This is a genomic window from Actinomycetospora chlora, from assembly GCF_039542135.1.
GTDB lineage: Bacteria > Actinomycetota > Actinomycetes > Mycobacteriales > Pseudonocardiaceae > Actinomycetospora > Actinomycetospora chlora.
The window spans coordinates 1-25,634 of the sequence record NZ_BAABHO010000048.1; the positions used below are offsets into that span (position 1 = coordinate 1).

At 72.9% G+C, this 25,634-nt stretch carries 29 protein-coding genes; 23 read left to right on the forward strand and 6 right to left on the reverse strand.

The window, feature by feature from the left end; genetic code table 11:
- The first annotated feature begins 236 nt into the window (after positions 1-236).
- Positions 237-1,097, forward strand: a complete 861-nt coding sequence (locus ABD994_RS23910; RefSeq protein ID WP_345421303.1) for an alpha/beta fold hydrolase — start codon at positions 237-239, stop codon at positions 1,095-1,097.
- Here the strand turns inward: ABD994_RS23910 and ABD994_RS23915 are convergent.
- Genes ABD994_RS23915 through ABD994_RS23925 form a run of 3 tightly spaced genes read right to left on the reverse strand, consistent with a single transcriptional unit; the run spans position 1,006 to position 4,129 of the window.
- Positions 1,006-2,067 (reverse strand): fumarylacetoacetate hydrolase family protein, encoded by a 1,062-nt coding sequence (locus ABD994_RS23915; protein ID WP_345421306.1) that lies wholly within the window; start codon positions 2,065-2,067, stop codon positions 1,006-1,008. The genes ABD994_RS23910 and ABD994_RS23915 overlap by 92 nt on opposite strands.
- A 4-nt stretch (positions 2,068-2,071) precedes the next feature.
- Positions 2,072-2,812, reverse strand: coding sequence for a GntR family transcriptional regulator (locus ABD994_RS23920; protein WP_345421309.1), 741 nt, complete (start codon positions 2,810-2,812; stop codon positions 2,072-2,074).
- 48 nt (positions 2,813-2,860) lie between these two features.
- Positions 2,861-4,129: an alpha-hydroxy acid oxidase gene (locus tag ABD994_RS23925; protein ID WP_345421313.1), complete on the reverse strand. Its 1,269-nt coding sequence runs from the start codon at positions 4,127-4,129 to the stop codon at positions 2,861-2,863.
- Between the two features lie 201 nt (positions 4,130-4,330).
- Between ABD994_RS23925 and ABD994_RS23930 the strand changes: the two genes are divergently transcribed.
- From ABD994_RS23930 to ABD994_RS23945, 4 genes are all read left to right on the forward strand, one after another.
- Positions 4,331-5,086 (forward strand): type 1 glutamine amidotransferase domain-containing protein, encoded by a 756-nt coding sequence (locus tag ABD994_RS23930; protein ID WP_345421316.1) that lies wholly within the window; start codon positions 4,331-4,333, stop codon positions 5,084-5,086.
- 136 nt (positions 5,087-5,222) lie between these two features.
- The gene (locus ABD994_RS23935; protein ID WP_345421319.1) at positions 5,223-6,386 is read left to right on the forward strand and encodes an LLM class flavin-dependent oxidoreductase; all 1,164 of its coding nucleotides are present in this window, start codon (positions 5,223-5,225) and stop codon (positions 6,384-6,386) included.
- 11 nt (positions 6,387-6,397) lie between these two features.
- A complete protein-coding gene (locus ABD994_RS23940) occupies positions 6,398-6,925 on the forward strand; it encodes a flavin reductase family protein (RefSeq protein WP_345421322.1) in 528 nt (175 codons plus the stop codon).
- Positions 6,926-6,965: 40 nt separating this feature from the next.
- Complete coding sequence (locus ABD994_RS23945) at positions 6,966-7,910, forward strand: 3,4-dihydroxy-2-butanone-4-phosphate synthase (RefSeq protein ID WP_345421325.1); 945 nt, start codon at positions 6,966-6,968, stop codon at positions 7,908-7,910.
- Positions 7,911-7,953: 43 nt separating this feature from the next.
- Here ABD994_RS23945 and ABD994_RS23950 read toward each other — a convergent pair whose 3' ends face one another.
- On the reverse strand, positions 7,954-8,913 hold the full coding sequence (locus ABD994_RS23950) for a GlxA family transcriptional regulator (RefSeq protein WP_345421327.1): 960 nt from the start codon (positions 8,911-8,913) through the stop codon (positions 7,954-7,956).
- On the opposite strand from ABD994_RS23950, the gene ABD994_RS23955 reads away from it, so the two are divergent.
- Together ABD994_RS23955 and ABD994_RS23960 are read left to right on the forward strand one after the other, a co-directional pair.
- On the forward strand, positions 8,912-9,403 hold the full coding sequence (locus ABD994_RS23955; protein ID WP_345421332.1) for a pyridoxamine 5'-phosphate oxidase family protein: 492 nt from the start codon (positions 8,912-8,914) through the stop codon (positions 9,401-9,403). The two genes, ABD994_RS23950 and ABD994_RS23955, sit on opposite strands and share 2 nt — an antisense overlap.
- The gene (locus ABD994_RS23960; protein WP_345421335.1) at positions 9,400-9,747 is read left to right on the forward strand and encodes a carboxymuconolactone decarboxylase family protein; all 348 of its coding nucleotides are present in this window, start codon (positions 9,400-9,402) and stop codon (positions 9,745-9,747) included. The genes ABD994_RS23955 and ABD994_RS23960 overlap by 4 nt, the downstream gene beginning before the upstream one ends.
- A gap of 29 nt (positions 9,748-9,776) precedes the next feature.
- Here ABD994_RS23960 and ABD994_RS23965 read toward each other — a convergent pair whose 3' ends face one another.
- Positions 9,777-10,526, reverse strand: a complete 750-nt coding sequence (locus tag ABD994_RS23965; RefSeq protein WP_345421338.1) for an SDR family NAD(P)-dependent oxidoreductase — start codon at positions 10,524-10,526, stop codon at positions 9,777-9,779.
- Between the two features lie 91 nt (positions 10,527-10,617).
- Here ABD994_RS23965 and ABD994_RS23970 point away from each other — a divergent pair, with 91 nt between their 5' ends.
- The 12 genes from ABD994_RS23970 (at position 10,618) to ABD994_RS24025 (ending at position 20,898) form a co-directional block, all read left to right on the forward strand.
- Positions 10,618-11,235 carry a TetR/AcrR family transcriptional regulator gene (locus ABD994_RS23970; RefSeq protein WP_345421341.1) on the forward strand — a complete coding sequence of 206 codons (618 nt, stop codon included), beginning with the start codon at positions 10,618-10,620 and terminating at the stop codon, positions 11,233-11,235.
- 29 nt (positions 11,236-11,264) lie between these two features.
- Positions 11,265-12,197, forward strand: a complete 933-nt coding sequence (locus ABD994_RS23975; RefSeq protein WP_345421344.1) for an alpha/beta fold hydrolase — start codon at positions 11,265-11,267, stop codon at positions 12,195-12,197.
- Positions 12,194-12,607, forward strand: a complete 414-nt coding sequence (locus tag ABD994_RS23980; protein WP_345421347.1) for a hypothetical protein — start codon at positions 12,194-12,196, stop codon at positions 12,605-12,607. Before ABD994_RS23975 ends, ABD994_RS23980 begins: the two co-directional genes overlap by 4 nt.
- Before the next feature lie 114 nt (positions 12,608-12,721).
- Positions 12,722-12,988: a metal-sensitive transcriptional regulator gene (locus ABD994_RS23985; RefSeq protein ID WP_345421350.1), complete on the forward strand. Its 267-nt coding sequence runs from the start codon at positions 12,722-12,724 to the stop codon at positions 12,986-12,988.
- A 78-nt stretch (positions 12,989-13,066) separates the two neighbouring features.
- Entirely contained in the window at positions 13,067-14,476 is a 1,410-nt protein-coding gene (locus ABD994_RS23990) for a rhodanese-like domain-containing protein (protein ID WP_345421353.1), read from the forward strand.
- 119 nt (positions 14,477-14,595) lie between these two features.
- Positions 14,596-15,225 carry a rhodanese-like domain-containing protein gene (locus ABD994_RS23995; protein ID WP_345421357.1) on the forward strand — a complete coding sequence of 210 codons (630 nt, stop codon included), beginning with the start codon at positions 14,596-14,598 and terminating at the stop codon, positions 15,223-15,225.
- Between the two features lie 3 nt (positions 15,226-15,228).
- A complete protein-coding gene (locus ABD994_RS24000) occupies positions 15,229-16,014 on the forward strand; it encodes a sulfite exporter TauE/SafE family protein (RefSeq protein ID WP_345421360.1) in 786 nt (261 codons plus the stop codon).
- Positions 16,015-16,046: 32 nt separating this feature from the next.
- Positions 16,047-16,367, forward strand: coding sequence for a rhodanese-like domain-containing protein (locus ABD994_RS24005; RefSeq protein ID WP_345421363.1), 321 nt, complete (start codon positions 16,047-16,049; stop codon positions 16,365-16,367).
- Positions 16,368-16,413: 46 nt separating this feature from the next.
- Complete coding sequence (locus ABD994_RS24010) at positions 16,414-16,626, forward strand: SHOCT domain-containing protein (protein ID WP_345421471.1); 213 nt, start codon at positions 16,414-16,416, stop codon at positions 16,624-16,626.
- Positions 16,623-18,119, forward strand: a complete 1,497-nt coding sequence (locus ABD994_RS24015) for a multicopper oxidase family protein (protein ID WP_345421366.1) — start codon at positions 16,623-16,625, stop codon at positions 18,117-18,119. The genes ABD994_RS24010 and ABD994_RS24015 overlap by 4 nt, the downstream gene beginning before the upstream one ends.
- A gap of 43 nt (positions 18,120-18,162) precedes the next feature.
- Positions 18,163-19,287 carry a zinc-binding dehydrogenase gene (locus tag ABD994_RS24020; RefSeq protein WP_345421369.1) on the forward strand — a complete coding sequence of 375 codons (1,125 nt, stop codon included), beginning with the start codon at positions 18,163-18,165 and terminating at the stop codon, positions 19,285-19,287.
- Positions 19,288-19,452: 165 nt separating this feature from the next.
- Entirely contained in the window at positions 19,453-20,898 is a 1,446-nt protein-coding gene (locus ABD994_RS24025; protein WP_345421372.1) for an aldehyde dehydrogenase, read from the forward strand.
- 9 nt (positions 20,899-20,907) lie between these two features.
- Here the strand turns inward: ABD994_RS24025 and ABD994_RS24030 are convergent, their stop codons facing one another.
- On the reverse strand, positions 20,908-21,645 hold the full coding sequence (locus tag ABD994_RS24030) for a GntR family transcriptional regulator (protein WP_345421375.1): 738 nt from the start codon (positions 21,643-21,645) through the stop codon (positions 20,908-20,910).
- Between the two features lie 228 nt (positions 21,646-21,873).
- On the opposite strand from ABD994_RS24030, the gene ABD994_RS24035 reads away from it, so the two are divergent.
- Genes ABD994_RS24035 through ABD994_RS24050 form a run of 4 tightly spaced genes read left to right on the forward strand, consistent with a single transcriptional unit; the run spans position 21,874 to position 25,628 of the window.
- Positions 21,874-23,037, forward strand: a complete 1,164-nt coding sequence (locus ABD994_RS24035) for a quinone oxidoreductase family protein (RefSeq protein WP_345421378.1) — start codon at positions 21,874-21,876, stop codon at positions 23,035-23,037.
- On the forward strand, positions 23,034-23,960 hold the full coding sequence (locus tag ABD994_RS24040) for a fumarylacetoacetate hydrolase family protein (protein WP_345421381.1): 927 nt from the start codon (positions 23,034-23,036) through the stop codon (positions 23,958-23,960). The genes ABD994_RS24035 and ABD994_RS24040 overlap by 4 nt, the downstream gene beginning before the upstream one ends.
- Positions 23,957-24,697, forward strand: a complete 741-nt coding sequence (locus ABD994_RS24045; RefSeq protein WP_345421384.1) for an SDR family NAD(P)-dependent oxidoreductase — start codon at positions 23,957-23,959, stop codon at positions 24,695-24,697. Before ABD994_RS24040 ends, ABD994_RS24045 begins: the two co-directional genes overlap by 4 nt.
- A 25-nt stretch (positions 24,698-24,722) precedes the next feature.
- Entirely contained in the window at positions 24,723-25,628 is a 906-nt protein-coding gene (locus tag ABD994_RS24050) for a VOC family protein (protein WP_345421387.1), read from the forward strand.
- The last annotated feature ends 6 nt before the right edge of the window (positions 25,629-25,634 follow it).

The window sequence follows — 25,634 nt, forward strand, 5'->3', positions numbered from 1 at the left end:
AGGGGGGTCCAGATTCACCCGTCGCCAGGGGGTCAGCTTTCAGGCGTCGTCAGCAGCACCCCGGGCGGCCCGACCTCTGCTGCGCGCGAGTGGCTTGATCTTGACGGTTGTTGTCCGTCCGGCCACTAGAGTTCGCGGAAGGTGATCGTCGATGGTGGGTCGGTCGGCGCGCGAGAGCGTGCGTCGGCTCGCGGCTCGGACCGCGGGCAAGCGTCGCTGGAAGGAGCGTGTTCTCCATGTCGACGGGAGCCCCGGTCGATGGGTTCACCCTGAGCTTCGACCGTCTGGGATCGGTTGGCCGGCCGCCGGTGGTCCTGCTCCATGGTTGGCCCGGGGACCGGACGGACATGGCGTCCGTCGCCGAGAGGCTGGGGGACGAGTTCGACGTCGTCGTGCCGGACCTGCGCGGTTTCGGCGCCTCGGACAAGCACCTCCGCGACCCCGGCGACTACTACAGCCTGGCGGCCCAGGCCCGCAGCGTCGCGGGACTGATCGACGAGCTGGGGCTCTCCCAGGTCGTGCTGGGCGGTTACGACATCGGCAGCAGGGTCGGGCAGCAGCTCGCGAAGGACAGGCCCGACCTGCTCAGCGCCATGGTCATCACGCCACCAGCTCCAGGCGTCGGGTCACGGATCCTCAGCGAGGGTCCGTTTCGCGAGTTCTGGTACCAGTCCTTCCATCATCTCGACCTGGCCGAGAAGCTCCTCGACGGGAAACCGGACGCTGTGCGGGACTATCTGGAGTACTTCTGGACGCACTGGTCCGGCCCTGACTTCATCCTGGACGCCGCCCGGCTCGAGCACCTGACGTCGGCGTACGGCCCCGCCGGCGCGTTCACCGCTTCGATCGGGTACTACCGAGCGGCCGGAAGTGTCGTGGCGCGCTACCTGGGCGAGACGGTCCCCGACGAGAAGATCACGGTCCCCACGACGTTCCTCTGGGCCGAGCACGACCCCCTGTTCCTGCGCGCCTGGTCCGACCGCCTCGAAGAGTTCTTCGCGCAGGTCACCGTGCAGCTCGTGGACGGGGTCGGTCACTTCGTCCCGGTCGAGGCGCCCGACGTCTTCGCCGGCGCCATCGTGCAAGCCAGCAAGTAGGTAGCCGGAGCCGTCCGAGTCCGCGGACGTCCGCACGCCGCGCAACACGCTGACGGGCCGCCGCAGAGGCTCGGGGCTGGGTGTCGCCGCTCAGGAGATCGCCGATCTCGGCGGCGCCGCCTCCGATGCTTCGATGACCTGTCGTTGGCTCCCGAGTCGCTCGATGTGTGTCTCGACGACGTCCGCCGGGCTGCAGGTAGGGGAAGCGCCCGGACAGCGCGACCCCTTGCGGGGTCCCGGTCAGGATCAGGTCGCCGGCCTCGAGCGCGACGTACTGGGAGAGATCGACGATCAGGGCCGCGACGTCGAAGATCATGTCGGCGGTCGTGGAGTCCTGCCGTGGTTCGCCGTTGACCCAGGACGCAATGCGCATGTCGCTGGGGTCGATCTCGTCGGCCGGCACCAGGGAGGGGCCGACGGGGCAGAACCCGGGGGCGATCTTGCCCTTGGACCACTGCCCTCCGGAGACCTTCATCTGCCGGTGCCGGTCGCTGAGGTCGTTGGCGATCGTGTAGCCCGCGATGGCGTCGGCGGCGTCGCTGCGCTGAGCGAGTCGGTGGGTCCGTCGGCCGATGACGACGGCCAGCTCGACTTCCCAGTCGAGGGTGTCGCAACCCGCGGGTCGCGTGACGGTGTCGTCGGGCCCGATGACGGTGTTCGGGTGTTTGAGGAAGACGATCGGATCCGTCGGAGGGGCAGAGCCGGTCTCGGCCGCGTGGGCTACATAGTTCTGGCCGATGCACAGCACCGCGGTGGGGCGTGCCACCGGTGGCCCGACGCGGAGGTGCCCGGGGTCCTCGACGAGCGGCAGTGCCCCGCGTTGCAGGGCGTCGCGGGTGGCCGCGAGACCCCCGGCGGCCAGCCACCGGCCGTCCACGTCCTGGGTCAGGGGGGTGAGATCGAACAGGTCGCCGCCCACACGCGCGACGGGACGTTCCCGGCCCTGCTGGCCGAGTCGCAGGATGTCCAACCGGCTACCTTCCTCCTCCTGGAGCTCGGGGCGTGCTCCGACGCTTGGTCGTCGCGTCCTCGGCGGTGTCCTGAGCCCGCCACTCGCGGGTGATGCGCGTGGTGAGGTTGTCGAGGTGGCGGATCATCGCGGCTTCCGCGGCCTGCCCGTCCTGGTCCTCCAGCGCGCGCAGGACCCGTTCGTGCTCCAGGACCGCCGGGCCGCGGCTGGTGACCCACGCGGTGGAGTAGGCGCCGAGGATCACCTGCGTGCGCACCCGTTCCAGGGACTCGGCGAGGCACTCGTTGCCCGCGAGCTCCTGGATCGCGTGGTGGAAGTCGGAGTCGGCGCGACGTGCGCCGTCCTGGTCGCCGTTGTCCACGGCGCTGCGGAACCGGTCGTGGACGATGACCAGTTCCTCGAGGGTCCGCTCGTCGATGCGTGGGGCGGCCAGCCGCGCGGCGAGTGCTTCGAGCTGGGTGCGGACCGCCAGGGAGTCCAGGAGCTCGTAGCGATCGGGGGCGGCCACGGCGATCGTGCCCGCCACCCGTCGCAGCAGTCGCTCGGAGAGCAGCCGCTCGACCGCATAGCGCACCGGGCTGCGGCTCATCTCGAGGTCGGTGGCCAGCCCGAGCACGCTGACCGGGGCCCCCACCCCGAGGACGCCGTCGAGGATCCGGTTCCGGATCATGCCGTAGGCGGCGTCGGCGAGGGAGTCGCTGCGGGGGTCGGTGCGGGGGTCGGGGTTGAGGTCTGCCGAGGTCACGAGTGGCCCTCTCGCTCGGTGCGCTTCTTGAGTGGTGGGCGGAGAAGCCTAACCAGCCGGGATCGCCAGACCGGCCTCGGCGAGGTCGGCCCACCGGCGATGCTCCCCAGCCTCGGGCGCGGGGACCAGCCGAACGAGGTCGGGTTTCAGCTCGGCGATCGAGCGGGCCCCGAGCAGGGTCATGGTGGTGGTGATCTCTTCCTCGAACAGGGCTGCCACCCGACGCACGCCCAGCTCGCCGGCGGCCATGAGGCCATAGAGGTAGGCCCGCCCCACGAGCACGGCGTCCGCGCCGAGCGCGAGGGCCGCCACGACGTCGGCGCCGGAGGTGAAGGCGCCGTCGACGAAGACCTCGCAGCGGCCGTCGAGGCGATCGAGCACCTCGGGCAGCTGGCGGAGCGGGGTGGCGGAGCGGTCGAGCTGGCGGCCGCCGTGGTTGCTCAGCACGATCGCGTCGGCACCCGCGGACGCGATCCGGGCCGCGTCCTCCGCGGACTGGACTCCCTTGACCACGAGCTTGCCCGGCCACTGCTCGCGGAGCCAGTCCAGGTCCTCGAAGTCCACGGCGGGGTCGAAGAGCGTCGCGGCCAGCTCGGCGACGGTGCCCTGCCACGAGTCCAGCGACGCGAAGCTCAGCGCGCGGGTGGTGAGCAGGTCGATCCACCAGTGGGGGTGGCGCGCACCGTCGACGAAGGTCCGCAGCCCTAGTGACGGTGGGAGGGTCATGCCGTTGCGGACGTCGCGTAGTCGCCGGCCCGCGACCGGGGTGTCGACGGTGAGCACGAGGGCCTCGTAGCCGGCGGCGGCGGCACGGTCGACGAGCTCGCGGCTGCGGCCCCGGTCGCTCCAGAGGTAGAGCTGGAACCACTTCCGACACCCCGGGATGATCTCGGCGACGTCTTCCACCGAGCAGGTGCCCATGGTTGAGAGCGCGAAGGGCACGCCCGCCGCTCCGGCCGCGCGCGCGGTCGCGAGCTCGCCCTCGTGGTGCAGGACGCGCGTGAAGCCGGTCGGGGCGAACACGATCGGCAGCGCGCTCGGGGCGCCGAGGATCGTCGCGCGGGTGTCGACGGTGGACACACCGCGCAGCACCCGCGCGATGAAGTGGACCGAGTCGAGATCCTCGCGGGCGCGGGCCAACGATCGCTCGGACTCCGCGCCGCCCTCGACGTAGTCGAAGACCGCTCGGGGGACACGGCGGCGGGCCATCGCGCGGAGATCCTCGACGCTGGCCGCCCGCGCAGCCCGGCGCCGGTCGCCGTCGAGCACCACCGGGCGCGGGCGCAGCAGATCGGCGAGCTCTGCCGCTCGCGGCATCCGACGCGGCCCGTCCAGCCCTGTCCATCGCATGACCGGAACACTGCATCCAGGAGATCGCTTCGTCAAGCTCTGCTGAATCCAGTCATACGAGGTAGGCGCCGTTCGTGCGCATCGCGGTGTTGACTGGGTCACGGTTTCGGACTACACCTGCATCCACCCCAGACCGAGGAGGAGCTTGTGTCACCGCGTCCGCCGTCCGTGCTCGTACCACTGCCCGACCGCGACTTCGACACCACCGAGTCCTCGATCGCGTGGCGCGCCTTCGTCGACGCCGGCATCGAGGTCACCTTCGCCACCGAGACGGGCCGGGTCGCCGCCTGCGATCAGCGGCTGCTGCGGTCGGGCTTCTTCAACTGGTTCCCGGCCGGGCCGGACGCCGTGGACGCCTACCGGGCGATGTCGAGCTCCCCGGCCTTCCGGTCCCCCATCACCTATCGCGACATCGACCCCGCCGACTTCGACGCGGTCCATCTCGGCGGCGGGCACGCCCAGGGCATGCGCCAGTACCTCGACAGCGGGGTCCTCCGCGAGCGCGTGCTCGGGTTCCATCGCCAGGACAAGACGATCGGCGCGATCTGCCATGGCTCACTGATCCCGGCCAGAACCATCGATCCCAGCACCGGGGCCAGCATCATCGAGGGTCGCCGTTTCACCACCTTGACCCGACCGATCGAGAAGTTCGCGATCCGCTGCACCTGGTTCCGGGTGGGCCGCCGCTACCGGACCTACTGGACGTACACCGAGACCGAGGTCGGACAGGCCGTGGGGCCCTCCGGCGCGATCGAGCGCGGCGAGACCCGGTTCGGCAGGTTCGGGTACTCCCTGGTCCACGACGAGCCGATGGTGGTCGAGGACGGCCACTTCCTCAGCGCCCGCTACCCCCTCGACGCGCCGCGCTACGCCGAGGCGTTCGTCCGTCGCCTGGTCGACGACCGCGCCGCGGCGACGCCGTAACGGCTCCCCGCTCCCCCTTCTCCGGCGGAGACCCACTCCCGGCTGCCGCTGCCTCGCCCGCCGCGGTGAGAACCACTGCTCCTGCTACCACGCCGGCCCGTGGTCGGCACCAGACGACCTCCGAGAGGGACCACCCATGTCGAACCACGCCCCTGCCGACGAGCGCCGGGATCGGCGCGGCACCAACGCCCTGTTCTCCGCGAACCCCCTCAAGCTCGGGCTCTTCGGGCCCAACTGCGACCGCGGCTGCGCGATGACCCTGTCCGACGACGTGCCGCTGCTGACCTGGGACTACACCAAGAAGATCGCCCAGCTCGCCGATGAGGCCGGCTTCGAGGCCCTCGTCCCGGTCGCTCGCTGGAAGCAGATCGGCGACAACGGCTTCAACGGCCGCAACTTCGACACCTACACCTGGGCCGCGGGTCTGGCCTCGGTGACCGAACGGATCACGCTGGTCACCACCGCGCACGTCCAGGCGTCCCACCCGGCGGTCGCCGCCAAGCAGGTCGCCACGATCGACCACATCAGCGGCGGCCGGACCTGCCTGAACATCGTCAACGGCTGGTTCGAACCGGAGTTCACGATGCTCGGCGGATCGTTCCTGCCCCACGACCAGCGTTACCGATACACCAGCGAATGGTTCGAACTGCTCGAGCGGTTCTGGCTCGACGAGGACGACTTCGACTTCCGCGGTGAGTTCTTCACCGTCGAGGGCGGATACTCCCAGCCCAAGCCCGTCCAGCTCCCCCGGCCGGCCATCATGAACGCCGGGGGGTCGAAGACCGGTCGCGACTTCGTCGCCCGCTACGCCGACTCCGGGTATGCGCTGCTCGCCGGCTACGACCTCGCCTCCACCCGGGCGCTGGTCGAGGAGCGCCGGGCCGAGGCCGCTGCCTACGGGCGAGAAGTGGACACCTGGACGACCGCGTACGTGATCCAGCGCGACACCGCCGAAGAAGCCGAGGCCTACCGACAGAAGGTGTTCGTCGACGAGGTCGACGAGAGCGCCGGCCAGGCCGCCGCCCACTATCTGGGGCTCAACTCCTCCGCCATGGCACCTGACCAGTGGGAGGAGTTCAAGCTGCACCTGCGCGCCGGGTACGGCGGCTACCCCTTGGTCGGCACCGCCGAGCAGATCGCCGAGAGCCTCATCGGGCTCAGCCAGGCGGGGGTCACCGGTGTGTCGCTGTCCTTCGTCGACTTCGTCTCCGGCCTCGACCGTTTCGTCGCCGAGGTGATGCCGCTGCTCGAGAGCGCCGGCGTACGCACGCCGGTCGCGGCGCTGTCCGCGGTCTCCTGAGCCCGCCCGCCATGGCTGCCCGCAACCCAGGAGCCGACGGCCCCCCGCCCGCGGGCCCCAGCGCGGTACCGCTGGACGCGTCGGGACTGCGCCTGGTGCTCGGTGCTCACCCCGAAGGGGTCGTCGCCCTCGCCGCCGTGGTGAACGGTGCCCTCGAGGGCATCGCGGTCAGCACCTTCACCCCCGTGAGCCTGGAACCCGCCCTGGTCTCGGTCTGCGTGGCACACACCTCGACGACGTGGCCACGACTGCGCACCGCGGCGCGTCTCGGGATCAGCGTGCTCGCCGAGGACCACGCACAGCTGGGACGCCGGCTCGCATCCACCGGCCAGGACCGGTTCGTCGGGACCTCGGTCACCGTCGGGGCCTCCGGGGCCGTCCTCATCGACGGGGCCTGCGCCTGGTTCGACTGCTCGGTCGAGGACGAGATCACTGCCGGTGACCACCTCATCGTCGTGCTCGCCGTGCTGGAGGTACACCATCGTCCCGACGTCCGTCCCCTGGTCTTCCACCGCAGCAGCTTCGCCCGCCTCGCCTGACCCGAACAGCGGTCCCGTCCTCTCCCCCGCGTGCCGCGCCTTGCGGGCCGCGAACCCGGTGATCCTCGACGTACCCGAGGAGGCCGGTTCCGCGGCGTTCCTCGTCTGCTGGGCCGGTCACGGGAATGCCGAGCTGCTGGGCTACACCGCCCGCGTCGCGGGCGGGCCGTCGTTCCTCGCCGCGTCCCCGGCCACCGCCCAGGCCACCACGGTGGCGGCGGCGAACCACACCCCCGTCGCCTGCACCCTCGCCGAGCGCGCCGAGATCATCACCAGTCTGGCCGGCCGCCCGGGCTTCGATGCCGGCACGGCCCGCCGCGCCGGCATCCCGGTGGTGGTCGCCGCCACCCAGGGGGTGCTGGGTGCCGCGCCGGGGATCGCCGAGTTCGCGGTCGACCTGGTGCAGGCGGCTGGACTGGGCCAGCTCGCACTGGTCACCGAGATCGTCCTGGACGACGGCACCGGACCCCACGGCCTGGACGGTCTCGCCACGCAGCGCGCCCTCGTCCGCGTCAGCGGCCAGGAGATCATCGCCGAGCGACTGCGCACCGAGGCTCTCGCCGTCCGCGGGCCCGAGGTCGTCCTCCCGACCGACCACGGCCTCGTCCTCGCCACCGGCTACCGCGACACCCACTCGGGCGCCGAGCACCTCGTACTCCGAGGCCCGGCCACCGAGCGGTCCGCCCGACCCGTTCTCCACGTGCACCGGGAATGCCCGACAGGCGACGTGTTCAGCTCCTTGAGCTGTTCGTGCCGGTCGGAGCTGGACACGGCGCTGGCCGACGTCGCCGGTTCCGGAAGCGGCATCGTGGTGTACCTGCGCGGCAAACCCGATCGGCCGCTCCACCACGGCCCGCACCTCGACGACCGCCAAGCCCACCTCGTCGCCTTCATGATCCAGGACCTCTCGCTGCACCGCGTCCACCTGCACCACGGCGACCCCCGCCAACGGGACGCCCTGCGCGGTCGCGGCATCGGGTGCTGACCACTTCCGGCCCGGCGGGCATGGAGCCCGGCCGCCGCTGTCCTCAGCCGTGGAAGTTGCGCCGATAGACCGAGGGCGACACCTGCATCACCGCGCGCATGTGCAGGCGCATCGCTGCGGCACTTCCGAAACCGCACCGCGCGGCGACCACATCGACGCCCAGCTCGGTCGTCTCGAGCAGCTCGCGTGCCCGCTCGAGACGGCGTGCGAGGAGCCACTGCGTGGGCGAGGTCCCGGTCTCCTCCCGGAAGCGGCGCGACAGGGTGCGGGTGCTGATCCCTTCCCGTTCGGCCAGGTCACGCAGGCTGAGCGGCTCGTCGAGGTGCTCGAGCGCCCAGCTCCGCGCGCGAGCCGTCCCCGCGACGCCGTCCTCGGCCACGGGACGCGCGGTGAGCTGTGCCTCGCCGGCCTGGCGGTGCGGCGGCATCACCACGCGACGAGACACGACACCGCCCACCGCAGCCCCGTGGTCGCTTCGCACCATGTGCAGGCACATGTCCGCCACGGAGGCCACCCCGGCAGAAGTGAGGATGTTCCCGTCGACGGTGTAGAGCACCTCGGGGCGCACCCGCACGGTGGGGAAACGCTCGCGGAACGCCGCCACGCGAGCCCAATGAGTGGTGGCGTCCCGACCGTCGAGCAGCCCGGCCGCGGCCACGAGGAATGCGGCGGTACAGATCGAGGCCAGGCGCGTGCCGGGTCGGACGCGGCGCAGGGCCGCCGTCACCGCGCTCTGTTCGGCATCCGAGACACTCACCGCGTCGCGATCGGTCGAGGCCACGACGACCGTGGACACCTCGGAGAGCAGTTCCGGTCCGTGCTCGACCTCGAGGGCGAAGTCCCCGTCCGTGCGGACCGAGCCCGCCTCGAGAGCACACGTCGTCACGTCGTAGAACGGTCGACCCTCGGCGTCGCAGGCCTCGCCGAACACGCGGTGCACGACTCCGAGTTCCATCGCCAGGACGCCGTCTCGGACCAGGACCGCGATCCGGTGCTGCTCCATGGCTCGATCCTTCCACCCGCTGTCCCGACGACGGCTCGTGCCGAGCAGAACAACGACCGACACTGCCCTCGTGCTTCCCCCCTCGGCCCGAGAACTGATCCTCAGCGGGACGGCCCTCGCCCACATGACGACCCTGAACCCCGACGGCTCGCCCCAGATGAGCGTCGTCTGGGCGGGCCTCGACGGCGACCGCATCGTCACCGGGCACTTCGGCCGCTACCGCAAGATCACCAACCTTCTCCGGGATCCGCGGATCGCCCTGTCGTTCGCCGGCCCGACGCCGTTGCCCCACGGCATGCACCCCAACCTGATCGTCTACGGAGAGGCCGAGATCAGCGACGGTGGCGCCGCGGAGCTGGTCGGACGCCTGGGCAAGGTCTACGTCGCCCCGGACTTCGACTACCCGATGCCTCCGGGGCCTCCCCCTGGATACGTGATCACCACGACGGTGCGCCGCATCGCCGGTGTCGGACCCTGGATGGACGCATGAGCGCCCAAGAGCCGGGACCCGGGCGTCGCAGCATCGGCGACATCACCCCGAAGCTCGCCGAGCTCACCGACGACGTGCTCTACGCCGACGTCTGGGAACGTCCCGGCCTGTCCAAGCGCGACCGCAGCCTCGTCACCGTGGCCGCACTCGTCGCGCTCTACCGCGCCGACGAACTGAACCTGCACCTCGGGCTGGCCCTCGACAACGGCGTCACCGCCGACGAGCTCACAGAGCTCATCACCCATCTGGCCTTCTACACCGGCTGGCCGTGCTCGGTGACCGCAGCCAAGCAACTGCGCGCCATCCTCGCTGATCGCCCGGAGAACGAGACCCCCAGACCCTGAACGACCCCGGCCCCGGCAACGCCCGGTGATCAGACGGCGATCCGGCCGCCGTCGGCCGGCAGCACGGCACCGTGCACGAAGCTGGCGTCGTCGGTGGCGAGGAAGGCGATCGCCGCCGCGATCTCGTCGGGCTGCGCGGGGCGTCCGGCCGGTCCGCCCGCGGCGAGCGCGTCCAGCCCGTCCCCCATCCCGAGGGTGCCCTCGGTGCGGGTGGGGCCGGGGCTGACCGCGTTCACGCGCACCCCGGACGGCCCGAACTCGGCGGCCCAGGACTTGGTCAGCAGCACGAGGGCCGCCTTGCTCGCCCCGTAGAGGCCGGCCCCGGACATGCCGAACTCCGCGACCATGGTGGTGACGTTGACGATCGCACCGTGGCCGCGTTCGGCCATCGCCGGTGCCAGGGCGGCGACGAGCAGGTAGGGCGCCGTCACGTTGACGACGAAGGTCTCGTCGAGGTCCTTCGCCGTGAAGTCGGTGGTCGCGCCGAACGGGAAGACCCCGGCGCTGTTGACCAGCACGTCGACGTGCCCGCCGCCCAGCTCCGTCGCCCGGTCGGCCAGGTGCGCGACGCTCGCGTCGTCGCGCAGGTCGGCGGCCACGACATCGGCACGACCTCCGTCGGCCCGGATCGCGGCGACCACCGCGTCGCCGCGCTCCTGATCCCGCCCGGACACCACGACGTGCGCCCCCAGCGCGGCCAGGCGCACGGCGGTGGCGCGGCCGATGCCGCTGGTCGCCCCGGTGACGAGGGCGGTGGAGCCGGACAGTTCGGTGCCCATGGGGAGCCTCCTCGGATAATGGAACGTTCTCTCCAAACCTTGCTCTCAGGATTCTGGAGTGTCAACTCCACTCTGCGCGTACGATCACGCTGTGAAGGAGACGGCTCCACCCCGGCGACTCACGGCCAAGGGCCGCGCGACCCGGGCGCGGATCGTCGCCGCGGCAGCCGAGCTGGTGTTCGCCCACGGCGTCGCGCGCACCGGGATCGACGACGTCCGCCGCGCAGCGGGGGTCAGCGCGTCGCAGCTGTACCACTACTTCGCGGACAAGGACGAGCTGATGCGGGCCGTCATCGCCCACCAGACCGACGGCGTCCTCGAGGTCCAGCGACCCCTGCTGGACCACCTCGACAGCTTCGACGCCCTCGAGCAGTGGCGGGACGTGCTCGTCGCCCTGCAGGAAGAGCGGCACTGCACCGGCGGCTGCCCGATCGGCTCCATCGCCGCCGAGCTCGCCGACGAGGACCCCGAGGCGCGCGCCGACCTCGTCGCCGGGTTCGAACGCTGGGAGGCGCCCATCCGTGAGGGTCTCGCCCGGATGCGCGACCGCGGCGACCTGCGGGCCGACACCGACACCGACGCGCTCGCCCTCGCACTGCTCGCCGCCCTCCAGGGAGGCCTGCTGCTCACGCAGACCCGGCGCGTCACCGCGCCCCTGCGCGTCGCGCTCGACACGGTCCTGGCCCAGATCCGTACCCACGCCGCGTGACCGCGCCCCGAACCCACTGGAGCGAACCCGTGTCCGAAGGGCCAGCACCCGCGACCCCCGACTACCCCTACGCGCCACGTTTCCTGCGGGTCAACGGACGCCGTATGCACTACGTCGACGAGACCGGCCCGGGGGCGCCCGCGCCGGGTGCGCCGGGAGCGGTGCTGTTGCTGCACGGGAACCCCACGTGGGGCTACCTGTGGCGCGACGTGATGCCGCCGCTGCTCCGGGCGGGACACCGCGTGGTCGTGCCCGACCAGATCGGCTTCGGACGCTCCGAGAAGCCCCACGAGTCCGCCGCCCACACCCTGGACAACCACGCGGCCAACGTGGTCGCCCTGCTGGACGCGCTCGACCTGAGCCGGGTGCTGCTGGTCTGCCACGACTGGGGCGGCCCGACCGGACTGGCCGCCGCGGCCACCCGTCCGGACCGCATCGCCGCGGTCGCGGTGATGTCGACGTGGGCCTGGGCGACGCCGGCGTCGCCGTTCCACCGGACCGTGACCCCCTGGCGGTTCATGCACGCACCCCTGGTGGGGCCCTACGTGCTCGGCCGGCACGGCGCGATGCCGGGACGGGGGATGTACCTCTCGGTGGTCGACCGGGCGCGGTTCGCCCGCGACGCCCAGGCCACCTACGAACGGGCTCTCCCCGACCCCGGTGATCGTGCCCTGACCTGGCAGTGGCCCCGGTCGATCCCGATCGGGCGCGAGAGCGACACCACGACCGAGCGCTTCGCCTGGCTGGAGACCCAGGTCGCGGCGATGCGGCTGCCGTCCACGATCATCTGGGGCCGGGAGGACGACGTGTTCGAGCCCGAGGTGTTCGCCGCCCGCTGGCACGAGCTGTGGCCGCACGCCGAGGGCACCCACCTGGTGACCGGGCGGCATTTCCTGCAGGAGGATTCCGGCGAGCGGATCGGCGAGATCCTCGCCGAGTTCGCGGAGCGGAGCCTGCGGTGAGCGACCCGACCCGCCCGCCGGCGACCGTCACGGTGCTACCGCCGGGACGACGGCCCACCGACCACCGCGCGGTGCCCCTGCTCACCGAGCCCGACCTCCAGCACTACCCCGAGTTCGCCACCTTCCTGCGGGACGCCTTCGGACTCGACCGGGATCCGCTCGGGGCGCCGGGCCTGCTCGATGTCGAGGGTCGGGTCTACGCACTGGTCTTCCTCGGCCGCTCCGGACGCCCGTTCCCTTCGGGCGTGGAGATCCATGCGCTCGTACCCGGACTGGAGCCCATCGACGACGAGCGCGCCGACCTCGACCTGTGGGCGATCCTGCGCTGGATCGTGGCGGGTGTCGGCGGCGAGTGGACCCTCGAGGGACTCACCACCACGGGCCGCATCTACCGGGTTCCCGGCGCCTGACCCCGCAGCCGCGAGAGCCATGAGTGGCTGGCGTCACCTCCACCTCCGGCATACCCCCTGGGGTACCCTGGCTGTAGAAGACGCCAGCCCGGACCGACGGAAGAGGAGCTCGCGATGCAGGTTCAGGCCACCGAACTCACCGATGTGGTTGCCCGCCTGCGTCGCGTGGAGGGCCAGATCGCCGGGATCGTGCGGATGATCGAGGAGGGCCGCGAGTGCAAGGACGTCGTCACGCAGCTCGCAGCGGCGGCCCGTGCCCTCGACAAGGCCGGGTTCAAGATCATCGCCACCGGCTTGCGGCACTGCATGACCGAGAACGACGACGGTGAGCGCGCCGTCGACGTCGCGGAGATGGAGAAGCTCTTCCTCTCCCTGGCCTGACCCCCCCGGGTCATTCGACCCGATCCGGAACCGGCCGATACAGCAACGGTAGATACCCTACCGGGTAGGGAACCCGACATGATCAACGTGCAGACCATCGCCACCAGCAGCCTCGGCGACCGCAGCTACCTCGCCCACGACGGCGACGTCGCGCTGGTCGTCGACCCGCAGCGCGACATCGACCGGGTGTTCGCCCTGGCCGAGGAGCTCGGCGTGCGGATCACCCACGTCGCCGAGACCCACATCCACAACGACTACGTCAGCGGGGGCCTCGAGCTCGCGCAGCGCACCGGCGCGGCCTACCTCGTCGACGCCCGGGACCAGGTCGGCTTCGACCGCACTCCGATCGGGGAGGGCGACGACGTCGCGATCGGGTCGATGCGGCTCCGGCCCCTGGCCACCCCGGGCCACACCCACCACCACCTCTCCTACGCGCTGATCGACACCCAGGCCGACGAGTCCGGCGCGGTGCAGGCGGTGTTCACCGGCGGGTCGATGCTCTACGGCACCACCGGGCGCACCGACCTGGTCTCGCCCGACGACACCGTCGAGCTCACCCACGCCCAGTACCACTCGGTGCGCCGGCTGGTCGGCGAACTCCCGGCCGACGCGGTGGTCTACCCGACCCACGGGTTCGGCAGCTTCTGCTCGGCCACCCCGCCGTCGGGCGAGGCGTCCACCGTCGGCGACCAGCGCACGGCCAACCCGGCGCTGACCCAGGACGAGCAGGAGTTCGTCGACACCCTGATCGCCGGCCTGGGGGCATACCCCGCCTACTACGCGCGGATGGCGCCCACCAACGCTGCCGGACCGGCCCCGGTCGATCTCTCGGCCCCCGAGCCGGTCGCGCCCGTGGAGCTGCGCACCCGCCTGGAGGCCGGCATCGCCGCCGGACAGTGGGTCGTCGACCTGCGCGAGCGCACCGCGTTCGCCGCCGGGCACCTGATCGGCTCGCTGAGCTTCCAGCTCGCCCAGCCCTTCGTCACCTACCTCGGCTGGCTGCTGCCCGACGACGCCGAGCTGACCCTGATCGGTGAGACCAGCGAGCAGGTCGCCGACGCCCGCCGCGAGCTCGTGCGCATCGGCATCGACGGCATCGCCGGCGCCGCCGCCGGACCGGTGGACACCCTCGCCGACGACGCACCCATGGCGTCCTACCAGGTCTCCGACTTTCCCGGGCTGCTCGCCCGCGACCCGGCCGCGGTGGTCGTCGTCGACGCCCGCACCGAGAACGAGCGCGCCGGTGGCGGCGTCGCCGAGTCGGTGCACATCCCGCTGCACGAGATGCTCGCCCGTCGCGACGAGGTCCCCGACGGCGAGGTGTGGATCTACTGCGGGTCGGGCTACCGCGCGTCGGTCGCGGCCTCGCTGCTCGCCGCCGAGCCTGGCCGCGACCGCGAGCTCGTCGTCATCGACGACGACTGGCCCAACGCCGCCGACACCGGCCTGCCCATCGCCCACGACCAGACCCCCGCACCGGTCGGCTGACACCGACCCCTCCAGCAGCGCTCGGGTGTCCACCGCCCCCCGGCTGCCCGAGCGCCGGGGGTGGCCCGGCCTCCCCCGGTCCGGGCCACCCCACCTTCCATCGACGAGAGGACCTCTGCATGACTTCCGCCTCCCCCATGGCGACCGAGGCCGGCAGCATCACCAGCGACGCGCTCACCACGCTGATCGCCGGCCCGGGTCCCGCCCCGCTGGTCCTCGACGTGCGTAGTGCCGCCGAGTACGACGCGATCCACATCCGCGGCTCCTACCACGTGCCGCTGCCGACCCTCGCCGAGCACACCGAGGAGCTCGCCGCACACCTCGACAGCGGTGACCCGGTCGTGCTGGTCTGCCAGTCCGGGGTGCGCGCCGAACAGGCCCGCCGCCACCTCGCCGCGGTCGGCCTGTCCCACGCCCGCGTCCTGGCCGGGGGCGTGCCCGCTCATGCCGCCGCCCCCGACACGCCACCCGGTGCGATCGTTCGCGGCCGGCGGGCCTGGGCCCTCGAACGACAGGTCCGACTCGTCGCCGGCGCCCTCGTCCTCACCGGCCTGGCCGGCGGCCGGTTCATCTCACCGAAGACGCGGCTGCTCGCGGTCGGGATCGGCACCGGATTGAGCGTCTCCGCGCTCACCGACACCTGCGCCATGGGCGCCGCCCTCGCGCGGCTGCCCTGGAACCGAGAGACCGCCGAGCCGACCGCGTCGGCCAGCCTCGACCGTGTGGCCCGCCGGACGCCGGAGGGCTGAGCGATGATCGGGCTCGCCGCGCTGTTCGGGGCCGTCATCGGTGCCCTGCTCGGCCTGGTCGGCGGGGGCGGTGGCATCCTCGCCGTCCCCGCCCTGGTCTACGGCCTCGGGCTTCCGTTCTCCGCCGCCGTCCCCGCCTCGCTGGTGGTGATCGGGCTCGCCTCCGCCGTCGCGGTCGCACCGCGGGCCCGCCGCGAGGTGAACTGGCGCCTCGCCGTGATCATCGGAGCCGCGGGCGTCCCCACCGCGCTGCTCGGCGGGGTGGTCAACCACCACCTCGACCAGCACGTCCTGCTGCTGGTCTTCGCGGGCATCATGATCCTCGCGGCGGCGAGGATGCTGCGCGGTACCGACGAGACCGGCGGGGTGTGCGACCTGCCCGACGGCGGGGTCGCCTGGCGGCGCTGCCTGCCCCGCGCGATCGTGACCGGGCTGCTGGTCGGGTTCCTCACCGGGCTGCTCGGGGTCGGCGGCGGCTTCCTGCTGGTGCCCGCCCTGATCATCGCCCTCGGGTTGCGGACCCCGAACGCCGTGGCGACCTCGCTGGTGATCATCGTGATCAACTCGATGGCGGGACTCGTGCCCTACCTCGCCACCGGACACATCGCCACCGGGATGAACTGGCCGGCCATCGCCGTGTTCGCCCTGGCCGCCATCGTCGTCTCCCTGCCCGCCGGACGACTCGCCCGACGCATCCCCGCCACGGCGCTGCGCCGTGGCTTCGCCGTGCTGGTCCTGGTCGTCGCCGCCGCCGTCACCGTCCAGGCCATCACCAGCCTGATCGCCTGACCGCACCCACTCCGAGAGAAGAGGACGCCACCATGGCCACCATTCGCGAGATCACCGTCGACGAGCTCGCCGCGGCCCGCGCGAACGCCAACCCGCCGCTGCTCATCGACGTTCGCGGCCACGACGAGTACGCCACCGCCCACGTCCCCGGCGCCGTCAACATCCCCCTCGACGAACTCCCCGGTCGTCTGGTCGAGCTCCACGGCAACGGCCCCGTCGCGGCCATCTGCCAGTCCGGGCGACGCAGCATCGAGGCCGCCCGCACGCTCGGCACCGCCGGCATCGACACCGTGTCGGTCGCCGGCGGGACCAGCGCCTGGGCCCAGTCGGGTCGGCCGACCCTGACGGGCTAGCGCGCGCCGGTCGAGCCTCGCTCGACGATGAGAGGAGCCGTCCGTGATGGGTTCCCTGCCGATGCCGGGTTGGCTGTGGCCGGCGCTGATCGTGCTCGGGCTGGCCCTGATCGCCGTCGCCACGGTCGTCCTGGCACGTCACGGGCACGGGTCGGCGGCGCCCCGTCCGTCCACCGCCCGGGAGCTGCTCGACGCGCGGTACGCCCGCGGCGAGATCGACGAGGACGACTACCGGCGCCGCCGCGACCTGCTCCGATGACCGGCCGCCCCCGTTCCGGCGATCGGATCAGCCGCCGACGAGCACTCGGGCTGCTCGGACTCGGCGCCGCCGCGGTCACCGTCGGGGCCACGGGGTGGGCGACCCTCGGGACCACCGCCACCACGCGTCCGAGCTCCGGCCTGCCCACCGGTGAACCGCTGGCGCTCCCGCCCGAACTCGTCAGCCGCCAGGGCCGGCTCGACGTGGCACTGACCGCAGCACCGGGCGCGTCCCTGGCCGGACGACTCGCCGCGAGCTGGGGGTACAACGGCTCCAGCCCGGGCCCCACCCTGCGGGTGCGGCCCGGCGACGTCCTCGCCGTCCGACTGCGCAACGGACTCGACCAACCCACCAACCTGCACACCCACGGCCTGCGGGTCTCCCCCGAGGGCGACTCCGACAACCCGTTCATCCACATCGCGCCCGGGGAGACGTTCGACTACCGCATCGCCATCCCCGACAGCCACCCGGCCGGCACGTTCTGGTACCACCCCCACGCCCACGGACACGTCGCCGACCAGCTCTCCGCCGGCCTCGCCGGGGCACTCCTCGTCGACGACGCCTCCGAGCCCGCCGTCACGGCGGACCGCGTCCTGCTCATCACCGACACCACGCTCACCAGCGCCGGCCCCGTCGCCGCCGACACCGCATCGCGCATGGCCGGCCGGCAAGGTGAACTGTTGCTGCTCAACGGCCAGCACCAGCCCGTCATCCCGGCCACCACCGGCGACCTGCAGCGTTGGCGACTGATCAACGCCACCACCTCACGCACCCTGACCCTGCACCTCGACGCCCACCAGCTGGCCCGCATCGCCCTCGACGGGAACACCCTCCCGACCGCCACCATCGGCGACACCGTTCGGCTCGCCCCCGGCAACCGCACCGACGTCCTCGTCCGCCCGGACCGACCCGGCACCGTCGCGCTCACCGCCGGCACCGAGCCGCGCCGCGCGATGGGCATGATGGGCGGGGCGGCCACCGGAGGGGAGACCGAGGTCCTGGCCACCCTGGCGACCAGCGGCCCCGCGCAGGCTCCGAGCGCACTGCCCACCTTCCCGGCCGGGCCCGCGCCGGACACCGGCGCCACGTCCCGAGCTCGCCGGCTCACGTTCACCATGGGCATGGGCAGCGGCACGGGCCCGGGCGAGACGGGGGCGAGCGGCCAGGGCATGACCTTCGGCTTCGACGGCCGCGCCTACGACCCCGCCAGGACCGACCAGGCCGCGGCCCTGGGCGCCATCGAGGAATGGACCGTCACGAACCCCACCCCGATGGCCCACCCGTTCCACCTGCACGCCTGGCCGTTCGAGGTCCTCGCCGACAGCGCCGGCACCCCGACCACGGGCACTCTGCAGGACGTGGTGCTCGTCCCGGCCCGCGGCTGGGCCCGGCTACGCATCCCGTTCACCACGGTGCCGGGTCGCAGCGTCTACCACTGCCACATCCTCGATCACGAAGACCTCGGCATGATGGCCACCATCGCCGTCAGCTGACGTCGCAGCGTCGGACCCCACGCCGAGAGACGAGGACGCCACCATGACCGGGGAACGACCCAGGGCCGCCGGCGTCGGCCTGCCCCACGCCCGCCCGCACGACGACGCCACGATGACCGCCGCGGTCCTCACCGCGTTCGGCGGGCCGGAGGTGCTGGTCGTGCGCGACGACGTGCCGGTTCCGCTCCCGGCCCGGGAGCAGGTCCGGGTACGGGTGAGCGCGGCGTCGCTGAACAACACCGACCTGTGGACCCGCGAGGGGGCGTACGGGACCGCCGAGAACCCCGACGCTCTCGCGGGGTGGCTCGGGCCGATCGACTTCCCCCGGATCCAGGGCGGAGACGTCGCGGGGGTCGTCGACGCCGTCGGGGAGCACGTGAGCCCCGAGATCGTCGGGCGCCGGGTGCTGGTCGACCCCGCCCGCTACGCGCACGCCGGGCCCGACGCACCGATCGTCGCGGTGCTCGGCAGTGAGTTCGACGGCGGGTTCGCCGAGTACACCGTCGTCGACGCCGCACGCGTCCACGACGTCACCGGCTCACCCCTCACCGACGAGCAGCTGGCCTGCCTGCCCATCGCGTCCGGGACCGCCATGGGGATGCTGGAACGCGGCGGGATCACCGCAGGCGAGACCGTCGTGGTGACCGGGGCGTCCGGGGGCGTCGGGCTGGCGGTGGTGGGGCTCGCCGCGGCCCGCGGGGCCCGGGTCACCGCGATCACCGAGCAGGCGAAGGCGGCGCTGGTCGAGGAGGCCGGCGCAGCGATGACCGTGGACCGCTCCGATCGCGGCGGAGACGTGGTGGCCGCGATCCGGGCGGCCCACCCCGACGGGGTCGACGCCGTGGTCGACGTCGTCGGCGGAGATCAACTCGCACGCCTGATCGATGTCCTGGTGCCTGGCGGGCGGGCCGTCGTGGCCGGTGCCGTGGCGGGGCCGGTCACCGAGATCGACCTGCGCCGGCTCTACCTGCACAACCGCCGGCTCATCGGCTCGACGATGCACACCGCGGCGCACTTCGCCAAGCTCGTCGACCACGCCCGCGCGGGCGACGTCCGCCCTCGGGTCGCCGCGCGACACGCCCTCACCGCGATCCACGAGGCCCAGGCGCAGTTCGTCCGTCGCGAGCACGTCGGCAAGATCGTGGTGCTTCCCGGGGCCGCCAGCTGAGTCAGGGTCGCCGGCAAGGCGCCCCAGCGTCCGGGTCGGTCGGGATCATCGATCCAGGAGAGCGGCGGACGCGGCGACCACCCGGTGACGTCGGTGCGGGGGGCGTTCCGCTGGTGGAGACGCCGCGCTACCGGTCCCGCGGGGCCCGCTGCCACGGTCGTCGGCATGAGCGCGGAGAGCACGGCCACGACCTCGTTCGGACACGTGATCGACGGGGAGGAGCGCGGGTCGCTCGGGAACGAGCACTTCGCGTCCGTCGACCCGTGGACCCGCGAGCCGTGGGCGGACGTCGCCCTCGGCGGGGCGGCCGAGGCCGACCTCGCGGTCGCCGCGGCCCGCCGGGCGTTCGACGAGGGCCCGTGGCCGCGGATGGGGCTCGCCGAGCGCGGCGCCCTGCTGCACCGGCTCGCCGACCTCGTCGAGTCCCACGCCGACGAGCTCGCCCGGGCCGAGTCGCGGGACATGGGCAAGCCGGTCGCCGACGCCCGGGACAAGGACGTGCCGCGGACGGCGCTGAACTTCCGGTTCTTCGCCGACCACGCGCGCCTCGTGACCGCCGAGACCTACCCCATGGACTCCGGGCACCACGCCTACTCCCGCTACGAGCCGGTCGGCGTCGTGGCGGCGATCGCGCCGTGGAACTTCCCGCTCATGCTCGAGTCGTGGAAGGTGGCGCCCGCGCTGGCGTGGGGCAACACCGTCGTGCTCAAGCCCGCCGAGGACACCCCGGCCACGGCCACGATCCTCGCCCGGCTCGCCGTGGAGGCCGGCCTCCCGCCCGGGGTGTTCAACGTCGTCCACGGCTACGGACCCGGTTCGGCCGGCGAGGCCCTCACCACCGACGCGCGGGTCGACCGGATCACCTTCACCGGCGAGTCGGGCACCGGCCGGGCCATCGCCGGCGCGGCCGCGCGCCACCTCACGCCGGTGAGCCTCGAGCTCGGCGGCAAGGGCGCCAACCTCGTGTTCGCCGACGCCGACCTCGACGACGCGGTGGACTGGTCGATCAAGGCGATCTTCAGCAACGCCGGTCAGGTCTGCCTCGCCGGCTCGCGCCTGTTCGTCGAGCGCCCGGTGCTCGAGGAGTTCACCGCCCGCTTCGTCGCCGCCGCCGAGGCGCTGCGCGTCGGCGACCCCGCGCAGGAGTCGACGCAGGTGGGCCCGCTGGCGTCGCAGGAGCACTGGCGCAAGGTCACCGGCTTCCTCGACGAGCCCGGCGGCAAGGTGCTCACGGGCGGCCGGGGCGACGGCTGGGTGGTGCGGCCGACGGTGATCGTGGACGCCCCGCTCGACGCGAGGGTGCACCGTGAGGAGATCTTCGGACCGGTCGTGACCGTCACGCCGTTCGACACCGAGGACGAGGCCGTCCGGCTCGCCAACGACTCGCCCTTCGGGCTGAACGCGATGCTGTTCACCGAGAACCTCTCGCGGGCCCACCGGGTGTCGGCGGCGCTGCGGGCCGGGACGGTGTGGACCAACTGCTTCTTCGTCCGCGACCTGCGGGCACCGTTCGGCGGGGTCGGCGACTCCGGGTGGGGCCGCGAGGGCGGCACCTTCAGCCGGGAATTCTTCACCGAGCCGAAGGCGTGCGTGATGGCGGTCCGCGCCTGAGGTGGCGCGTCACCCGCGCGGGAGCAGGAGGTTCAGCGCCGCGCGGGTGGCCGTCGCGTCGCGCTCGGGCGCGATGTCGGCCATGGCGGTGAACGCCGTGCGCGCGAGGTGCTGCGCGATGGTGCGCACGGCGAGGTCGTGGTCGCGGAGCCGGAACGCCCGCACGAGCACCTCGTGGTCGGTGTCCCAGCGCGAGGACGCCCCCGGGTGGCCGAGCTGGGCCAGCCGCAGGAACCGCTCCGCGCGCTCCCCCAGCGCACAGATCGAGTCGTGCAGGGTCGGCACGCCCTCGGTCGTGAGCTGGTGGAACGCGCGGTGCGCCTGCTGCCACCGCTCGATGTCGTCCTCCGTCGCGAGCCGGCGCATCAGGGCCAGCGCCTCGTCCAGGCGCGCCACGAGCTCCGGGGTGGCCGAGCGGACCGAGATGCTGACGGCCACGGCCTCGAGCATCACGCGTGAGGTGTAGACCGCGTCGAGCTCACCGGGGTCGATGGCCCGGACGACGGCCCGCTGGTCGGGCTTGTTCTCGATGAGCCCCTCCTCCTGCAGCAGGCGGAAGGCCTCGCGCATGGGGGTGCGGCTCACCCCCAACCGCCGGGCCAGGGCGGCCTGCAGGATCGGCGCGCCGGCCGGGAGCTCGCCGCTGAGGATCATCGCGCGGACCGCCGCGTGGACGTCGAGCGCGAGCCGCCGCCCCGACCGGACGTCGTCCGCGGCCACCTCGTCGACGACCGACTGCTCACTCATGGTGCGCAGTGTATCCACTCGGACCGCTCCCGGCTCCTCGGCCATTCGGCCGAGCGCTGCGCTCGCATCGCGCAGTCGCCGAAATTCGTGCTTCCGATCATTGAAGCAAAGTGGGTACAGTTTGCGTCACACCGGGCCGCCAGCTCAGCACGAGACCATTATCTGAGCAGGTCAGCGAACAGCAACCGGTGGTCACAGGTCAGCGCCGCTCCATCCAGGAGGACACAGTTGTCCGACACACTGCTCTCCTCACGGCCGTGGCCGGCGATGCAGGACGCCCCTCGCTCCCTGCCGCCGCGGATGCGCGCGGTCGGGTTCGACGAGTTCGGCGCGCCGGAGGTCCTGACCCTCCGCGAGGTGGATACACCTTCACTCGGCGACGGCGAGGTGGCGATCCGGGTGGCCGCGGTGAGCGTCGGACGGCTCCTGGACGTCAGCGCCCGCGCCGGCACCCACCCGTACGCCCAGATCGCCCTGCCGCACGTGCCGGGCGCGGAGCACGCCGGCACGGTGGTGGCGGTCGGCGCCGGGGTCTCCCGGGTCGCGGTGGGCGACCACGTCGCCGTCCTGCCCGTCCTGACCTGCGGACACTGCCCCGCGTGCCGCGCCGGCGCGACCGAGTCGTGCCCGACGGCCCGCATCCTGGGCCTGCACGTCCCGGGTGCGTACGCCGAGTACACGGTCGTGCCCGAGGAGAACGCCCACGTGGTCCCGCCGGGCGTGGGGCCGGCGGAGGCGGCGGCCCTCGCGCTGTCCGGCGCGGTGGCGCAGAACCAGTTCGACGAGGCGGGCCTCGCCGCCGGCGAGTGGGTCCTCGTGCACGGCGCGTCGTCCGCACTCGGTTCCCTCACCGCCGCCCTCGCCGTCCACCGCGGCGCCCGCGTCATCGCGACCTCGCGCTCGGCGCAGAAGCGGGCGCGACTGGACGCCCTCGGCGCCGCGGCGGTGCTCGACCCGGCCGACCCCGGGTTCGCCGCCCGCGTCCGGGAGCTCACCGGCGGGGCGGGGGTGGACCTCGTCGTCGACGATCTCGGCCACCCCGACATCTGGCACGCCGCGATGGAGGTCCTCGCGATCCGCGGGCGCGTGGTGACCTCCGGCGCGTTCCTCGGCGGCCGCGTCGAGCTCGACCTGCTGCGCCTGTACTCCCGCTCCCAGCGGGTCATCGGGGTGCGCAGCGGCAACGCGCGCAGCGCGCGGCGGCTCTGGGAGGCCGTCGCGGAGGGCTTCCGCCCTCTGATCGACCGCACCTACCCCGTCGTGGACGCCGCCGCCGCGCACCGCCACCTCGAGGACTCCGCGAACACCGGTCGGGTCGTCCTGACGACCGCCGACGACGACTGGGCCGGCGAGCACGCCGCGACCCCGGACACCGGAAGGGCCCACCCATGACCTGGTCACTGGTCACCTATCGATCACCGAAGGGCGCCGACACGGTCGGCCTCCGCGAGACCGACGGCACCGTCCGTGCCCTGCCCGGGTACGCGGGCCGCTCGCTGCTCGACCTCCTCGACGACTGGGACCGGGTCGCCCCGGCGCTGCGCCGCCTGCGGGTCGACGAGCTCCCCGTGGTGGGGGGCGTCCGTCTCGAGGCGCCGATCCGCTACCCGCGCAAGGTGGTCTGCGCCGGGGCCAACTACTTCGCCCACCTCGCCGAGATGGACGTCCCGCGGCCCGACCCCGTCGGGGCGCCGTACTTCTTCCTCAAGCCGCCGACCACGACGGTCGTCGGCCCGGAGGACACGATCGTGCTCCCCGACCGTCCCGGGCGCCGCATCGACTGGGAGGCCGAGCTCGGCGTCGTCGTCGGGCGCCGCGCCCGCGACCTCGACGAGTCCGACGTCGCGGCCCACCTGGCCGGCTACACGGTCCTCAACGACGTGTCGGCCCGGGACCGTCTCGGCCGTACCGACGCGGTGGCCCCGCCCTTCGGCTTCGACTGGACCTCGGCCAAGGGCGAGGACACGTTCTGCCCCACCGGCCCCGGCGTGACCCCGGCGTGGTTCGTCGACGACCCCCAGGACCTGCGCATCACGCTGACCGTCAACGGCGTCGTGAAGCAGGACTCCAGCACCGCGGACATGATGAACAGCGCGTTCGCCGTGGTCGCGGCGGCCAGCCGCATCATGACCCTCGAGCCCGGCGACATCGTCGCAACGGGCAGCCCGGCCGGCGTCGGCGCCCCGCGCGGCGACTTCCTGGCTCCCGGCGACGAGGTCGTCGTCGAGATCGGCGAGCTGGGCGCGCTGCGCAACCCCGTCACCGACGCCGCCGCGTCGCGCGCGGCGGTCGACCGGGACCGGGCGATCGCATGAGCGGCGAGTTCGACGGGAAGGTCGCCTGGGTCACGGGCGCGGCCGGCGGCATCGGCCGCGCCAGCGCACTCGCCTTCGCGGCGCGCGGTGCCTCGGTCGTCGTGTGCGACCTCGCCGACCCGGGCGAGACGGCCGCCCAGGTCGAGGCCCTCGGGGTGAACGCCCTGCCGATCCGGCTCGACGTGGCCGACGGGGCCGCGGTGCGCGACGCCGTCGAGGACGGGGTGCGCACCTTCGGACGCCTCGACTTCGCGCACAACAACGCCGGCACGTTCGCGGTGGCCCCCCTCGCCGACCTCGCCGAGGCCGACTGGGCGCGGGTCGTCGCGGTCAACCTCGGCGGCGTCTTCCTCGGGATGAAGTACCAGATCCCGCACCTGCTCGAGACCGGCGGCGCCATCGTCAACACCGCCTCGATCTGGTCCGAGCAGGGCGCTCCCCTGCAGGGGGCCTACGTCGCGAGCAAGCACGGCGTCGCCGGCCTGACCCGGACCGCGGCCATCGACTACGGCGAACGCGGCATCCGCGTCAACGCCGTCGCGCCCGGCCCGATCCGCACCGCCATGACCGCCGCCGTGCCCGACGAGGCGATGGCTCCCGTCATCGGCCGCACGACGCTGAGCCGCTACGGCGAGGCCCCCGAGGTGGCCGAGGCCGTCGCCTGGCTCTGCTCGCCCGCCGCCCGCTACGTCAACGGGGTCGTGCTGCCCGTCGACGGTGGCTACCTCGCCGCCTGAGCGGCCCGAAGAGAAGGAGACCGCGATGGACACCGGCACCACCGCCGGCCGCGTGACGAAGATCGGCTACGTCGAGTTCACGACGCCCGACGTCGACCGCCTCGTCGAATACTACGAGACCTGCCTCGGCCTGTCGGTCGAGGAGCGGTCCTCGGACCTCGCCTACCTCACGACGGGGCTCGAGCACCACAGCGTGGTGATCCGCCGCGGCGAGGCCGCGGCCCGCTCCGCGGTCGGCTACGAGGTCGCCGGCAACCTGGACGACGCGCACAAGCGCTTCGCCGACGCGGGCGTCGAGGTCTCGCGGCGCACCGACGTCGCCCCGAGCACGCCCGACGTGCTCGTGCTGGCCGAACCCGGCACGGACGTCCCCCTGCACCTCTACGGTTCCCAGCCGACGAGCACGGCCGACGGACCGGCGCCCGCGCACCGGCCGACCAAGCTCGGTCACGTCGCAGCCTTCACCCCGGGCCTCGAGCAGATCCAGGGCTTCTACCAGGACCTGCTCGGGTTCCGGTGGTCGGACACCATCGGCGACTTCTTCGTCTTCCTGCGCTGCAACGCCGACCACCACGCCGCGAACTTCCTGCAGAGCACCACGTACACCGGCATGCACCACGTGGCCTACGAGATGCGCAACCTCGACCACCTGCAGACGACGCTCGACCACCTCGCGCGGCACTCGTACCGCCTGCACTGGGGGCCGGGCCGCCACGGCCCGGGCCACAACGTCTTCACCTACCACCGCGACCCCGACGGCAACACGATCGAGCTCTTCACCCAGCTCGACCAGATGCTCGACGAGGACGCCGGCCACTTCGAGCCCCGCCCCTGGCACGAAGACCGCCCGCAGGTCCCGAAGACCTGGGAGGTCGACATCGCGACCGCCAACGCCTGGGGCCCCGTCCTGCCCGAGATCCTCGACCACTGACCAGGA

What these genes read in the sequence shown, in the direction of transcription:
- ABD994_RS24000 (WP_345421360.1), top strand. Translation starts at nt 15,229, where the DNA reads ATGATCGGGCTCGCCGCGCTGTTCGGGGCCGTCATCGGTGCCCTGCTC.
- ABD994_RS24020 (WP_345421369.1), top strand. Translation starts at nt 18,163, where the DNA reads ATGACCGGGGAACGACCCAGGGCCGCCGGCGTCGGCCTGCCCCACGCC.
- ABD994_RS23955 (WP_345421332.1), top strand. Translation starts at nt 8,912, where the DNA reads ATGGCTCGATCCTTCCACCCGCTGTCCCGACGACGGCTCGTGCCGAGC.
- ABD994_RS23990 (WP_345421353.1), top strand. Translation starts at nt 13,067, where the DNA reads ATGATCAACGTGCAGACCATCGCCACCAGCAGCCTCGGCGACCGCAGC.
- ABD994_RS23925 (WP_345421313.1), bottom strand. Translation starts at nt 4,129, where the DNA reads ATGCCGCGAGCGGCAGAGCTCGCCGATCTGCTGCGCCCGCGCCCGGTG.
- ABD994_RS24050 (WP_345421387.1), top strand. Translation starts at nt 24,723, where the DNA reads ATGGACACCGGCACCACCGCCGGCCGCGTGACGAAGATCGGCTACGTC.
- ABD994_RS23935 (WP_345421319.1), top strand. Translation starts at nt 5,223, where the DNA reads ATGTCGAACCACGCCCCTGCCGACGAGCGCCGGGATCGGCGCGGCACC.
- ABD994_RS24030 (WP_345421375.1), bottom strand. Translation starts at nt 21,645, where the DNA reads ATGAGTGAGCAGTCGGTCGTCGACGAGGTGGCCGCGGACGACGTCCGG.
- ABD994_RS23965 (WP_345421338.1), bottom strand. Translation starts at nt 10,526, where the DNA reads ATGGGCACCGAACTGTCCGGCTCCACCGCCCTCGTCACCGGGGCGACC.
- ABD994_RS24005 (WP_345421363.1), top strand. Translation starts at nt 16,047, where the DNA reads ATGGCCACCATTCGCGAGATCACCGTCGACGAGCTCGCCGCGGCCCGC.
- ABD994_RS23985 (WP_345421350.1), top strand. Translation starts at nt 12,722, where the DNA reads ATGCAGGTTCAGGCCACCGAACTCACCGATGTGGTTGCCCGCCTGCGT.
- ABD994_RS23910 (WP_345421303.1), top strand. Translation starts at nt 237, where the DNA reads ATGTCGACGGGAGCCCCGGTCGATGGGTTCACCCTGAGCTTCGACCGT.
- ABD994_RS24015 (WP_345421366.1), top strand. Translation starts at nt 16,623, where the DNA reads ATGACCGGCCGCCCCCGTTCCGGCGATCGGATCAGCCGCCGACGAGCA.
- ABD994_RS24025 (WP_345421372.1), top strand. Translation starts at nt 19,453, where the DNA reads ATGAGCGCGGAGAGCACGGCCACGACCTCGTTCGGACACGTGATCGAC.
- ABD994_RS23950 (WP_345421327.1), bottom strand. Translation starts at nt 8,913, where the DNA reads ATGGAGCAGCACCGGATCGCGGTCCTGGTCCGAGACGGCGTCCTGGCG.
- ABD994_RS24045 (WP_345421384.1), top strand. Translation starts at nt 23,957, where the DNA reads ATGAGCGGCGAGTTCGACGGGAAGGTCGCCTGGGTCACGGGCGCGGCC.
- ABD994_RS23940 (WP_345421322.1), top strand. Translation starts at nt 6,398, where the DNA reads ATGGCTGCCCGCAACCCAGGAGCCGACGGCCCCCCGCCCGCGGGCCCC.
- ABD994_RS23995 (WP_345421357.1), top strand. Translation starts at nt 14,596, where the DNA reads ATGACTTCCGCCTCCCCCATGGCGACCGAGGCCGGCAGCATCACCAGC.
- ABD994_RS24010 (WP_345421471.1), top strand. Translation starts at nt 16,414, where the DNA reads ATGGGTTCCCTGCCGATGCCGGGTTGGCTGTGGCCGGCGCTGATCGTG.
- ABD994_RS24040 (WP_345421381.1), top strand. Translation starts at nt 23,034, where the DNA reads ATGACCTGGTCACTGGTCACCTATCGATCACCGAAGGGCGCCGACACG.
- ABD994_RS23960 (WP_345421335.1), top strand. Translation starts at nt 9,400, where the DNA reads ATGAGCGCCCAAGAGCCGGGACCCGGGCGTCGCAGCATCGGCGACATC.